Source organism: Hydrocarboniphaga sp. (assembly GCF_028291725.1).
Lineage (GTDB): Bacteria > Pseudomonadota > Gammaproteobacteria > Nevskiales > Nevskiaceae > Hydrocarboniphaga.
The window spans coordinates 44,364-56,931 of record NZ_JAQGNT010000084.1; the positions used below are offsets into that span (position 1 = coordinate 44,364).

At 63.8% G+C, this 12,568-nt stretch carries 13 protein-coding genes; 5 read left to right on the forward strand and 8 right to left on the reverse strand.

Annotated features, from left to right (window positions below; all coding sequences use genetic code 11):
• Positions 1 to 3: 3 nt before the first annotated feature.
• Positions 4 to 501: an SUF system Fe-S cluster assembly regulator gene (locus JWQ90_RS21910; protein ID WP_299697121.1), complete on the reverse strand. Its 498-nt coding sequence runs from the start codon at positions 499 to 501 to the stop codon at positions 4 to 6.
• A gap of 107 nt (positions 502 to 608) precedes the next feature.
• Here JWQ90_RS21910 and JWQ90_RS21915 point away from each other — a divergent pair, with 107 nt between their 5' ends.
• Positions 609 to 740: a hypothetical protein gene (locus JWQ90_RS21915; protein ID WP_299697122.1), complete on the forward strand. Its 132-nt coding sequence runs from the start codon at positions 609 to 611 to the stop codon at positions 738 to 740.
• Between the two features lie 101 nt (positions 741 to 841).
• Here the strand turns inward: JWQ90_RS21915 and JWQ90_RS21920 are convergent, their stop codons facing one another.
• Positions 842 to 1,498, reverse strand: a complete 657-nt coding sequence (locus JWQ90_RS21920) for a glutathione S-transferase family protein (protein ID WP_299697123.1) — start codon at positions 1,496 to 1,498, stop codon at positions 842 to 844.
• A 95-nt stretch (positions 1,499 to 1,593) separates the two neighbouring features.
• Between JWQ90_RS21920 and JWQ90_RS21925 the strand changes: the two genes are divergently transcribed.
• Positions 1,594 to 2,106 carry a helix-turn-helix domain-containing protein gene (locus tag JWQ90_RS21925; RefSeq protein WP_299697124.1) on the forward strand — a complete coding sequence of 171 codons (513 nt, stop codon included), beginning with the start codon at positions 1,594 to 1,596 and terminating at the stop codon, positions 2,104 to 2,106.
• A gap of 91 nt (positions 2,107 to 2,197) precedes the next feature.
• Here the strand turns inward: JWQ90_RS21925 and JWQ90_RS21930 are convergent, their stop codons facing one another.
• The 6 genes from JWQ90_RS21930 to ccsA all read right to left on the reverse strand — a co-directional run bounded on the left by JWQ90_RS21930 (position 2,198) and on the right by ccsA (position 9,510).
• On the reverse strand, positions 2,198 to 3,532 hold the full coding sequence (locus JWQ90_RS21930) for a hypothetical protein (RefSeq protein ID WP_299697125.1): 1,335 nt from the start codon (positions 3,530 to 3,532) through the stop codon (positions 2,198 to 2,200).
• Positions 3,533 to 3,545: 13 nt separating this feature from the next.
• Positions 3,546 to 3,980: a PIN domain-containing protein gene (locus JWQ90_RS21935; protein WP_299697126.1), complete on the reverse strand. Its 435-nt coding sequence runs from the start codon at positions 3,978 to 3,980 to the stop codon at positions 3,546 to 3,548.
• Positions 3,977 to 4,246 (reverse strand): AbrB/MazE/SpoVT family DNA-binding domain-containing protein, encoded by a 270-nt coding sequence (locus JWQ90_RS21940; RefSeq protein ID WP_299697127.1) that lies wholly within the window; start codon positions 4,244 to 4,246, stop codon positions 3,977 to 3,979. The genes JWQ90_RS21935 and JWQ90_RS21940 overlap by 4 nt, the downstream gene beginning before the upstream one ends.
• 233 nt (positions 4,247 to 4,479) lie before the next feature.
• Positions 4,480 to 7,143, reverse strand: a complete 2,664-nt coding sequence (gene acnA, locus JWQ90_RS21945) for an aconitate hydratase AcnA (RefSeq protein ID WP_299697128.1) — start codon at positions 7,141 to 7,143, stop codon at positions 4,480 to 4,482.
• A 194-nt stretch (positions 7,144 to 7,337) separates the two neighbouring features.
• Positions 7,338 to 8,621 carry an HlyC/CorC family transporter gene (locus JWQ90_RS21950; RefSeq protein ID WP_366919569.1) on the reverse strand — a complete coding sequence of 428 codons (1,284 nt, stop codon included), beginning with the start codon at positions 8,619 to 8,621 and terminating at the stop codon, positions 7,338 to 7,340.
• A gap of 82 nt (positions 8,622 to 8,703) precedes the next feature.
• The gene (gene ccsA / locus JWQ90_RS21955; RefSeq protein ID WP_299697130.1) at positions 8,704 to 9,510 is read right to left on the reverse strand and encodes a cytochrome c biogenesis protein CcsA; all 807 of its coding nucleotides are present in this window, start codon (positions 9,508 to 9,510) and stop codon (positions 8,704 to 8,706) included.
• 108 nt (positions 9,511 to 9,618) lie between these two features.
• On the opposite strand from ccsA, the gene JWQ90_RS21960 reads away from it, so the two are divergent.
• The 3 genes from JWQ90_RS21960 to JWQ90_RS21970 all read left to right on the forward strand — a co-directional run bounded on the left by JWQ90_RS21960 (position 9,619) and on the right by JWQ90_RS21970 (position 12,426).
• Complete coding sequence (locus tag JWQ90_RS21960) at positions 9,619 to 10,386, forward strand: 3',5'-cyclic-nucleotide phosphodiesterase (protein ID WP_299697131.1); 768 nt, start codon at positions 9,619 to 9,621, stop codon at positions 10,384 to 10,386.
• An 82-nt stretch (positions 10,387 to 10,468) separates the two neighbouring features.
• A complete protein-coding gene (ffh, locus tag JWQ90_RS21965; RefSeq protein ID WP_299697132.1) occupies positions 10,469 to 11,833 on the forward strand; it encodes a signal recognition particle protein in 1,365 nt (454 codons plus the stop codon).
• Between the two features lie 95 nt (positions 11,834 to 11,928).
• Positions 11,929 to 12,426: a TlpA disulfide reductase family protein gene (locus JWQ90_RS21970; RefSeq protein ID WP_299697133.1), complete on the forward strand. Its 498-nt coding sequence runs from the start codon at positions 11,929 to 11,931 to the stop codon at positions 12,424 to 12,426.
• Positions 12,427 to 12,568 lie beyond the last annotated feature (142 nt).

The window sequence follows — 12,568 nt, forward strand, 5'->3', positions numbered from 1 at the left end:
CGATTACTCTGGCGTCGGCCAGAGTACGGTGGATTTGGTGCTCTTCGCGGATTTGGCGCGTGGATGGAAAGTCAGCGGATTTTCGTTGCTGCTGCGACGCAGCGGCGCGGCGATCTGCGCCAGCGTCACCGCTTCCAGCGCCTGACGGATCGCGGTATTGATCAGCCGCCAGTTGGCGCGCGTGCCGCAGCTGGTTTCGATGTTGCAGTCGCCGGTGTGGATCGAGCATCGCGTGACAGCGATCGGGCCCTCGACTGCGTCGACGACGTCGGCGACGGTGATCTGCTCGGCGCTGCGCGTCAGCCGGTAGCCGCCCTGGGCACCGCGGGTCGCTTCGATCAGCCTGGCCTTGGCCAGCTGCTTCAGCAGCTTGGATACCGTTGCCGGCGGGAGATGCGAACGGTCGGCGAGTTCCTGCGCGCTGTGCAGCCGCGCCGGGTCGGCCGCGATTGCGGTCATCACGACCGCCGCGTAATCCGTCAGTTTGGCGAGTTTGAGCATAGGCTGTTTATACAGGACTAATTTGGTACGGATTAAATTTTAGACTCTCCGGCCCGTCATAACAAGAAGCTGAGATGGTGGATTCTGTTCAGGCGAGCCGATAACCGATGCCAGACACGCACAAAGCCCGGCTGATCGCGGCGGCGATCGAGCGCCGGCGAGGCCTGTCGATCGACTACGACGGCGGTCAGCGGGTAACTGGGCCGCATACGCCGGGCGCGGATGCGGTGGATCGATGATGGTTTGCGGCCATCAGCTACGCGGCGAGAGCCGCTCCGGCCAGGGCAGTGGCTTGAAGACGTTCACGCCGGCGCACATGCGAGGTCTCGCGACCGGATCGTCAATCCGGGGTATGTCCCTTGAGCGGGTAGTATTCGCGCCACGGCCTCGCCTCGTCGACGACCCGTGCGATCGACGGGCGAGCGAGCAGGCGTGCGCGATAATCCCGAAGCGCCGTGTGAGACTCCGGGATCGGGTAAGCCCAATGCGCGTAGAAGAGCGCCGGCGCCGCCGCGCAGTCAGCGATGCTGAAGACATCGTTCGCCGCCCATTCGCGCCCCGTCATCCAACGGTTCAGCCACGCATAGCTCTTGTCTAAGCTCGCTTTCGCCTCGGCGCCAACATGCGGATCGCGTTTGTCCTCATCGCGCAGGGCGTTGAACACCATCCGCGACTGTGGAGCCATGACGTAATCGTCAAAGACACCGTCCATCTGCCGCGCTTCGATAGCGGCGCGTGGATCGGCCGGGACCATCGGCGGCGCGTTGCCATAATGAAGGTCGAGATACTCGATGATCGCCGCCGATTCGATGACCGTTCGATCGCCGTCAACCAGGACCGGAAATTGACCGGTCGGGCCGAGGCGGCTGACGGCTTCGGCGTTTTCCGGGTGATCGGCGTCGATCATCAGAAATTCGAACGGCAGCTTGCGCTCGTACAGTGCAATGAGCGCCTTCCAGTAGAAGGCGGCGAAAGGGTGGCCATAAATTCGCACCATCGATTTGCTCTCCCGGCGGGTTAAACTGGTTGCTTAGTGCAAGCGGTTTGATCGTACTGAATGCGTTTGCATGCTGCAAGCCAATTGGAGGGACGATGCCGGACGACCATCGCTCGGGGTGCCCGATTAACCTAACGATGGAAGCGCTCGGCGACCGTTGGAGCCTCATTGTCATCCGCGACCTCATGTTCGGAAACCGCCGGTCATTTCGGGATCTGCTTACCCAGTCGGAGGAAGGCATCGCCTCGAATATCCTGTCGGCCCGGCTCAAGCGCCTCCTGTCGCTAGGGCTTCTGAGCAAACAGGACGATCCTCGACACCGCCAAAAGACCATCTACAGCTTGACCGAACCGGCGATCCAGCTGGTGCCGGTGCTCGCCGCGATCGGCGCCTGGGGCCGTCGCCACCTGGAGGTGAGCGAGGCGCTCGCCATCAGGGCGCAGCTCTTGGAGGAGGGCGGTCCGATCCTGTGGGACGCATTCATGGATGACCTTCGTGCAATGCACGTGGAAGATCCAGTGGGTGGCGCCACCGGAACCCGGCGGTCGGGGGTGCTCGACGATTTGACTGAAGCGTTCTTGAAGCTCGCAGGTGGGGACCGCGGGTAGATCGATCGAAGCTACCCGGCCGGGAGACTGCAGCCACGCGTTGCTCGCTCTGTCGCTATGGTTGTGAGCGAACGTCCGCACTTCGGCGAAGTCATTCCGGCAGCAGCGGGCTCGGCGTGCGCGGAGTCGACAGGAGGTCGAAGAACGCGCGCCACTGCGCCCACAGCGGCTCGTCGGGTCCGGTGGTGCGCTGCAGATAGTCCTTGATTACCCGCTCGCCATAGGAGTAATTGATGATGTACGCGCCGTAGGTGTCGAAGAACGTGATCCGCTGCTGCGCGCGCTCCGGCGTCGCCAGGCCGAACGTACGCAGCCAGTCGACGGTTTCTTCCATGCTCGCCGAGCCGTCGCGATAACGCCGGCCGGCTTCGAGTACCGCGGCGCCGCTGGGTTTGGCGGCTTCGCTGATCGCGTCGTAGTTCTCGACTTCGAACGGATCGAAGCCGGCGAGTTCGAACAGCTGGCGCTCCAGCGCGAGCCGGGCGTCCGGGGGAAATGCCATCTGCACGCCGTAGTCGGCGGTGCCTTCGGCGATGAAGGATTGCGGCGAATACAGCGGATACACCGTGAATTCCTTCCAGCCGCGGCCTTTCACCAACTGGTCTTCGAGCAGTACGTTGTAGACATGATGGCCGGGGTAGCCTTCGTGCGAAGCCAGGCCAATTGCGCGCGAAATCGTGATCGGCTGATCGACATTGACCTCGATCTTGCTGACGTAGCCGCCCTGGTACCAGTTGTAGGCGCTCCAGGGCTTGTCGTGCACTAGCGTGAGTTCAAAGCGCTCGCCTTCGGGAAGACGGAAGTACTGCAGAGTCCGGGCACGCGCCGCATTGATCGCGAATGTCATCACCGCTTCGATCCGGTCACGCGGAATCGCGTAGCGCTCGATGTAGCGGTTGTAGCGATCCGACACGCTGCCTTCGCCCGGCGGTAACAGCTTGTCGAGCGCTTTGATCATCGGCGAGAAATCCTCGCGGCCGTAGAACGGCGCGGACACGTCGAACAGCGCCAGCGACTCGTCGTCGAAGCTCGGCTTCCAGTCCTCGAGCATGCGCGCGCGCGCTTCGAGCGCGCCGAGCTGGTTGCGCAGGAAGCGTTTGCGCAGGGCCCACAGCTCCGGCGGCACGTTCGGATCCACCGGCGCGGTCTCGATGTCCTTGACCAGGCGGGCGTTGAAATTGCGGATCGCCAGCAGCGAGCGCTTCTCCTTCTTCTCGGAGTCGCGCCAAGCGGCGGGGCCGTAGTAGGCATCGACATAGTTCGGGTCGTGCTCGCCCATCGCGATCACCTGGCGCACGTAACCTTCGGCGATTTTGTCCATGCTCAGCTGCGGTGGTGGGACTGCTTTATGCGGGCCCGAGGTGGTGCAGGCGCTGAGCGCCGCGATGGAAAGCGCTGTGGTCAGCGCGGCAAACCGATAGTTCAAGCTTGAGCCCTCCTCAAGGCGGCAATTCGATGCTCAGCGTTCCCGGCCGCGAAAGCGCGGTGAAATGACGGACATTGAGCGTATACAGAATGCTGGCCTTGGCTTTCCGGGCCACGGCCAGATGAAGAAAATCGTATAACGCGCCACCACGCACGCCGGCTGCTGAAGTCTTGCCGATCGCCGCCAGCAATTCACGCGAAGTCAGGTCGACGGATTTGAGTCGCGGCGCCAGCGAACTTTGAATCAGCTCAGTGGCCAGCGCCGGCGGAACACGCAGCCCGAGTTTGCCGCCGGTCAGCGTTGCGAAGGTTTCCGCCAGCGCGTGGCTCCAGATGCACGCCGATTTGCGCGCGAGCAAGCGCAGACAGGCTTCGTGATGGGTTTCGTCCTCCACCAGGGCCGCGACCAGTACCGAGGAGTCCAGCAGCACGATGCTGCCAGGGGTCACCGGCGTGTGCCCCGGGCTTCTTGGTCACCGCGCTCGGCTGCGACAGCGGCGGCGGCATCGACCGGCTTGCCGGTCGCGGCGAGTACCATCAAGCCGGATTTCCTCACCACGGCCGGTTGTTCCTCGTCGGAAACCGGGATCAGCTCCAAATGACCGGCGACGACAGAGGCCTGCAAGCGGGCGCCGCCCTGGAGATTGAGCCGCTGGCGGATCGCCTTGGGCAGTACCAGGCGTCCGCTGGCATCCATGGAAATGGTCGTCGTCATGGCTGAATTTCTACCATGAAGTCCGCCATGAAACCAGCCGCGGGGTCGTTTCGTCCGCCCGTTCCTCCCGAGTAGCCGCAACGCGGCGTATCGAGGGACGCATTGAAGCTCGACGCGATCCCTCGATACGTCCCCTGCGGGGACTACTCGGGAGGAACGGAGGGAACGGAAGCGGCGAGCACAAAAAAGGGGCGGCTTTCGCCGCCCCCTTTCACTGCATCGACAGCCTGCGCTTACGCGGCGGCCATCTGACGCAGCATGTACTGCAGCACGCCGCCGTGAGCGTAGTACTCCCACTCCTTCGGCGTGTTGATGCGGACCTTGGCCTTGAAGCTGACGGTTTTGCCGTCGGCTTTCTTGGCGGTCACGTCGAGGCTGGTCGCACCGGCTTTCAGGCCGGCGAAATCGAACACTTCGGTACCGTCCAGGCCCAGGCTGGCGGCGGATTCGCCATCGACGAAGTTCAGCGGCAGTACGCCCATGCCGACCAGGTTCGAACGGTGGATACGCTCGAAGCTCTCGGAGATCACCGCCTTGACTCCGAGCAGGATCGTGCCCTTGGCCGCCCAGTCGCGCGAGGAGCCGGTGCCGTATTCCTTGCCGGCCAGCACGACAAGCGGGACATTTTCGGCCTTGTACTTCATCGCCACGTCGTAGATCGACTCGACCGGGCCGATGGCGCCGTTTATATGCTTGGACACGCCGCCTTCAACACCCGGCGTCATCGCGTTCTTGATGCGGGTGTTGGCGAAAGTGCCGCGCATCATGATTTCGTGGTTGCCGCGTCGGCTGCCGAAGCTGTTGAAATCGGCCTTGGCGACGCCGTGCTCTTCCAGGAACTTGCCCGCGGGGCCGTCCTTCTTGATGTCGCCGGCCGGGCTGATGTGGTCGGTGGTGATCGAGTCGCCGAGCACCGCGAGCACGCGCGCGCCGCCGATAGCCTTGATGCCCGGCGGGGTCATCGTCATGCCGTCGAAGTACGGCGGGTTGGCGATGTAGGTGCTCTTGCTATCCCAGGGATAGGTTTCCGACTTGCTGATCTTGATCGCCTGCCAGCGCGCGTCGCCCTTCAGCACGTCGCCGTAGCTGGCCTTGAACAGGTCGGCGGTGACGGCCTTGGTGACGAGGTCCGAGATCTCCTTGTTGGTCGGCCAGATGTCCTTCAGGAACACGTCCTTGCCATCCTTGCTCTTGCCGATCGGCTCGGAACTCAGATCCAGGTCGGTGGTACCGGCGATCGCGTAGGCGACGACCAGCGGCGGCGAGGCGAGGTAGTTCATGCGCACGTCCTGGTGGACGCGGCCTTCGAAGTTGCGGTTGCCGGACAGCACGGCCGACACGCTCAGCTTGTTGTCGACGATGGCCTTGTCGATCGGCTCGTTCAGCGGGCCGGAGTTGCCGATGCAGGTCGTGCAGCCGTAAGCGACGATGTTGAAGCCCAGGTATTCCAGGTCCTCGATCAGGCCGGCCTTGTTCAGGTACTCGGTGACCGCCTTGGAGCCCGGCGCCAGCGAGGTCTTGACCCAGGGCTGGCTCTTCAGGCCTAGCGCGCGGGCTTTCTTCGCCAGCAGGCCGGCGCCGATCAGCACGCTCGGGTTGCTGGTGTTGGTGCAGGAGGTGATCGCCGCGATCACGACCGCACCGTCCTTCAGCTGATAGGTCTGGCCCATGTCGGTGACGGTGGCCGGGCCGGCGGACGGGCGCATCTTCTGCTCGCCCTCGAAAGCTTTTTTGTAGTTGGCCTTGACGTCAGTCAGCAGCACGCGGTCCTGCGGGCGCTTCGGGCCGGCCATCGACGGCTGGATCGTGGCGAGGTCGAGGTGCAGCACGTCGGTGTATTCGGCTTCGGGCGCATCCGGCGTCCACCACATGCCCTGGGCCTTGGCGTAGGTCTCGACGACGGCGATCTGATCTTCCGAGCGGCCGGTCAGGCGCAGGTAGCTCAGCGTCTCGTTGTCGATCGGGAAGATGCCGCAGGTGGCACCGTATTCCGGCGCCATGTTGCCGATGGTGTTGCGGTCGCTCGCGGACAGGTTCGCGAGGCCCGGGCCGAAGAATTCGACGAACTTCTCGACCACGCCACGCTTGCGCAGCGTCTCGGTCACGGTCAGCACCAGGTCGGTGGCGGTGGCGCCTTCGGCCAGCTTGCCGGTGACGCGGACGCCGATCACTTCCGGCATCAGCATCGACGAGGGCTGGCCGAGCATCGCGGCTTCGGCTTCGATACCGCCGACGCCCCAGCCGAGCACGCCGATGCCATTGACCATTGTGGTGTGGCTGTCGGTGCCGAAGCAGCTGTCCGGGTACAGCATGCCGTTTTCGTTTTCGAACACGACGCGAGCGAGGTATTCGATGTTGACCTGGTGGACGATGCCGGTATCGGGCGGCACGGCCTTGAAGTTCTTCAGCGCTTCCTGACCCCAGCGCAGGAAGGTGTAGCGTTCTTCGTTGCGCTGAAATTCGACCTTGGCGTTGAGGTCGAGCGCTTCCTTGGTGCCGTAGTGATCGATCATTACCGAGTGGTCGATGACCAGTTCAACCGGGCACAGCGGGTTGACCTTGCCCATGTCGCCGCCGAGATTCTTCATCGCGTCGCGCATTGCCGCGAGGTCGACCACGCAGGGCACGCCGGTGAAGTCCTGCAGGATCACGCGGGCCGGCGTGAAGTCGATGTCCTTGGTCGGCAGGTTCTTGAAATCCGCGCCGGCCAGGGCTTCGATGGTTTCCTTGGTGACGTTGGCGCCGTCCTCAAAGCGGAGCAGGTTCTCGAGCAGAACCTTGTAGGAGTAGGGCAGACGGGACAGCTTGTACTTCGGCTCCAGCGCTTTCAGGTTGAAATACTGGTAGTTCTTGGCGCCGACCGTAAGGGTGGCTTTGGACTTGAAGCTGTCCGTCATGGCTCGAAATCTCCGGGAGGAAGTGGCTAGCGGTTGCAGCGATCACACGTGACGCGGGCAGGGCGCGCATCGGGCGAAACAGTGCCGAATTGGGCGCCGAATTGGCACGGAATTATAGCGGATGCGCACTCCCGACGCCTGCAGGAAACGGGCTTTGTTGGCCCCGATTCGGATAAAACCAGAAGCGAATCGGCTCAGGCAGCAACGGTCCGCCCCCGGCTGGCCGGCGTGATCCGCGCATCTTTCACCGCGTTGGCCTGGGTCTCGGTGATCTCGAACAGATAGCCGTCGATCTCAACCTGCCGCCCTGGCTGCGGGATCTGTTCGAGCCGTTCCATGACCAGGCCATTGACGGTCTTGGGACCATCCAGTGGCAGTTTCCAGCCGAGGCTGCGGTTGAGGCTGCGCAAGGTCACCGAGCCGCTGACGCGATAGCTGCCGTCGGCCTCGGCGTAGAAGTTCTTCACGCGCAGGCTGGGGTCGGTGGTGAACTCGCCAACCACTTCCTCGAGGATGTCGTCGAGCGTGACCAGGCCGCGGATGTCGCCGTATTCATCGACGACGAAGCCCATGCGGCGGCGCTGGTTCTGAAAGTTCAGCAACTGCTGGTTAAGCGGCGTGCCTTCCGGAATGTAGTAGGGCTCGCGCACGTATTCCATCAGCGTATCGGCGTCGAGGCGGCTCTCGGCAGCCAGGCGCATCAGCCGGCGCAAATGCACCACGCCGAGCAACTCGTCGATCGACCCGCGAAACACCGGCAGCCGCGTGTGCTGAGACTCGATGATCTGGTTGCGCACTTCGTCCCAGGGCTCGGAGACGTCGACGCCGATGATCTCGTTGCGCGGCACCATGATGTCCTCGACGGTGCTGTGCTCCAGGTCGAGGATCGACAGCAGCATCTTCTGGTGGCGTTGCGGGATCATCGCGCCGGCCTCGGCGACGACGGTGCGCAGTTCCTCGGCCGACAGCGAGTGCTGGGCCGCGTCCTCGGGCGACACGCCGAACAGACGCAGTATCCGGTTGCCGATGATGTTGACCAGGTCGACCAGCCAGCCCATCGCGCGCAGCAGCGGCCAGTAAACGAAGGCGGCCCGCAGCGCGACACGTTCCGGATGCAGTGCACCCAGGGTTTTGGGCATCGACTCGGAGAAGATGAAGATCAGCAGCGCGGTTGCGACCGTGGCAATCACCACCGCGGTTTCAGGATCGCCGGTCAGACGCAGCGCTATCGCCACCAGCAGCATCGGGATCAGCGCCTGCACGATGTTGTTCATCAGCAGGATCAGGCCGATCAGCCGGTCGGGACGCCGCAGCAGATCCTGGGCCATCCTGGCGCCGCGTTCGCCCTGCTGTGCACGGTGGCGCAGGCGATAGCGGTTCAGCGTCATCAAGCCGGTCTCGGAGCCGGAGAAAAAACCCGACAACAGCAGGCACGCGATGAGCGCGGCCACCAAAACTGCTAGGGGAATATCGTTCAAGCGCCGTGCGATCGTCCGTGAAGGCTAATCTAGTTACTGAATCTGGTCTGAAGCTGTCAACCGGCGGCCCGCCCTGACGGCTTTAAGTTCCGGTCCAAAGCCAATGTTTCTGCAGAATTTGTTCCAGGATAATCTTGGTGCCGAAATAGGCGAGAATCAGCAGCCCGTAGCCGGACAGCGCCCAGCGGATCGCAATCCGGCCACGCCAGCCGTAACGCCAGCGGCCCCACAGCAGCACGCCGAATACCATCCAGGCGATGATCGACAGGATCGTCTTGTGGGCAAGGTGCTGGGCCAGCCAGTCTTCGATGAACCAGAGCCCGGTGAACAGGGTCAGCGACAGCAGCGCAAAGCCGACCGCGACCATCTGGAACAGCAGGCGCTCCATCAGTTGCAGTGGCGGCAGGTGGCCGGTACGCGAGGCGATAGCGTGATTGCGCAACAGCCGCTCCTGAATGGCCAGCGCGACCGCCTGCACCGCGGCCAGGGTGAGAACGCCGGCAGCCAGCAGCGAGATCAGGATGTGCAGGCTGACTTTCCAGCTCAGAACATCGACATCGTTGACCGGCGAGGGCCAGAACGCGGCACAGGCGGCGAACAGGCCTGCCAACGGATAGATCAACAGGCCATTGACCGACACCGGCTCGCGCCAGCTGAATGCCCACAGCAGCAGCGCCGACTGCCAGGCAAACAGCGACAGCGCTTCGGTCACGCCGATGTGCAGGCCGCCGCCGTGCCACAGCTGGCCGGACAAGGCGGCGGTGTGCAGGATCAGGGCGGCAGCGACCGCCCAGGACAGCCATCGGTTGCCGCGCCAGGCGAGAAACCCGGCAAGGGCATACAGACCAGCGGCAAGGACCGTCAGCGCAAGGATGAGGGAAGATGACATGACGCGAGAATACCGGTTTTCGCTCGATTGCCGGGGTCGATCCGCATCTGCCCGAGGCGCGCCGGGCCTGCTAGCATCCCCGGTTATATCGGGCCGCACGACAGACGAATGCGTATCCAAGTGTTGGGGTGCAGCGGTGGAGTGGGGCCCGATCTGCGGACCACCAGTCTGCTGATCGATGACCACATCCTGATCGATGCCGGCTCCGGCGTCGGCGACCTGTCGCTGGCCGAGATGGGCCGCATCAAGCAGATCTACCTGACGCACTCGCATCTTGACCACATCTGCGGCCTGGCGTTCATGGCCGACAACCTGTTCGATCTGGTCGAAGACCCGATCGTGGTGCACGCACTGCCGGCGACGATCGATGCCTTGCGCAGGCACATCTTCAACTGGGTGATCTGGCCGGACTTCACGGAGCTGCCCAATACACAGAACCCGATCATGCAGTTCAAGCCGATCCAGCCGCTGCAGGCCGAGATCGCGCCAGGGCCACTGCAGATCACGCCGTTCCCGGTCAATCACACGGTGCCGGCGGTCGGTTACAGCGTGCTCGGCGACAGCGGCGTGTTCGCGTTCAGCGGCGACACCGCGGCCAGCGACAGCTTGTGGGCGCATCTGAACGGCCTGCCGCGGCTGGACAAGCTGATGATCGAGATCGCGTTCCCGAACGAGCAGGCCGAGATCGGTTCGACTTCCCGGCATTTCACTCCCGATTCGCTGGGCCGTGAACTCGCCAAGCTGCGCCATCGGCCGCAGCTGCTGCTGACCCATCACAAGCCCGGCAGCGAGGTGGTGATCGCGAGCCAGTGCATCCGGGCGCTCGAGGGCTGGGACTATCACCACCTGCGACGCGGCGACCTGATCGAAATTTGAGCTCCTGACGAGGATCATCCACACGGTCGAGGAAGCGGGCGGGGCTCGCGTACACTCTCGCACCGTCATATAAGGCAGCAACGTGTTCGAGAACCTGACCTCCCGCCTGACCCGCGTCCTCGATTCGATCCGCGGGCAGGGCCGCCTCACCGAAGAGCAGATCACCGCCGCCGCGCGCGAACTGCGCATGGCGCTGCTGGAAGCCGACGTCGCGCTGCCGGTGATCAAGGACTTCATCGACAAGGTCAAGGAGCGCGCGCTCGGCGCCGAGATCACGCAGTCGCTGACGCCGGGACAGGCGTTTTTACGGGTGGTGCAGTCGGAGCTGACCGCGACGCTCGGCGGAACCGCCGAGCCGCTGAATCTGCGCGCGCAGCCTCCGGCGGTGATCCTGATGGCCGGCCTGCAGGGCTCGGGCAAGACCACGACCACCGGCAAGCTGGCGCGGCGTCTTAAAGAGGACGAGAAAAAGAACGTCATCGTCGTATCCTGCGACGTGTATCGCCCGGCCGCGATCGAGCAGCTGCGCATCGTCGCCGCCGCTGTCGGCGTCGAATTCTTCCCGTCCGAAGTTGGACAATCTCCGGTCGCGATCGCCGCCGCCGCGCTGGCGCATGCGCGCAAGCAATACGCGGATGTACTGATCGTCGACACTGCCGGCCGCACCAGCATCGATCAGGCGATGATGGCCGAGATCGCCGAGTTGCATGCGGCGCTCAACCCGGTCGAAACCCTGTTCGTGGTCGACTCGATGACCGGCCAGGACGCGGCGAAAACCGCACGCGCGTTCGCCGACGCGCTGCCGCTGACCGGCGTGATCCTGACCAAGATCGACGGCGACTCGCGCGGCGGCGCGGCGCTGTCGGTGCGTCATGTCACCGGCCGCCCGATCAAATTCCTCGGCGTCGGCGAGAAGTCCGACAAGCTCGAAGTGTTCCATCCGGACCGCATCGCCAACCGCATCATCGGTCAGGGCGACATGCTGAGCCTGATCGAGGAGACCGCGAAGAAGGTCGATCAGGAGAAGGCTGCCAAGCTTGCCAACAAGCTCAAGAACAAGAAGAGCTTCGACCTCGAGGATTTCCGCGAGCAGATGCAGCAGGTGCAGAGCATGGGCAGCATGGAGTCTCTGCTCGAGAAGCTGCCCGGCGGTGCGCAGATCCAGGCGCAGATGAAGAACGTCAACACGGCCAAGGAAATGGGCAAGGTCGTCGCGATCATCAACTCGATGACGCCGCAGGAGCGCAAGCATCCCGATCTGATCAAGGCCTCGCGCAAGCGCCGCATCGCCGCCGGCAGCGGCGTGCAGGTGCAGGACGTCAACAAGCTGATGCGCCAGTTCGAGACCACCCGCGACATGATGAAGAAAGTCATGAGCGGCGGCATGGCGAAGATGATGCGCGGCCTGGCCGGGCGTCTGCCGCCGGGCATGATGCCGCGGCGCTAGTGCTTAGCACTAGCCCACTCGGAACCACACTCCGCCATATGCCGCTTTCTTCGTTCGCCGTTTCATTCCGTGTTCGCTGCGCGGCCTTGCTTGTGATGGGCCTGGCCATCAGCACCCGCTCGTCGGCGGCAGCGCCTTTCGTCGTCGGCATCGGCGACCAGGCGCCGGAAGCGGCGGGCATCGTGCTGCAGGGTCCGGCCGGCACCAAGCTGACCCAGCTGCGCGGCAAGGTCGTGCTGGTGGATTTCTGGGCGTCTTACTGCGGGCCCTGCCTGGAGTCGATGCCCGAGCTCAACCGGATGCGCGACGAGCTGTTCCGCGAAGGCTACGGGCAGGATTTCGAGATCCTGTCGGTGGCCACCGACAACGAGGTTGCCAAATCGCGGCGCTTCCTGGAGCGGGTCAAGGTTGATTTCCCGGTGGTCGCGGATCAGATCGGCATCTCGGTCCAGACCTATAAATTGTGGAGGCTGCCTTCGGCCTATCTTGTCGACCGCAACGGCCGCGTCCGCATGATCTACGCCGGCTACGGCAGCGGGTACACGGCCGAAGTCAAAGAGCGCATTCTGGCCCTGCTGACCCAGCCCCGATAACCCCGGCGATCGCATCCGGGGAGCGGCTGGCGATCTCTTTGTGTTATTAGCTTCACATTTGCGCAATAGCGGCTACAATACGCGCCCTTTGACGGCCCGGACCCGGGTTGTCGGCACGATTGACACGATGTTCAAGAGGTTG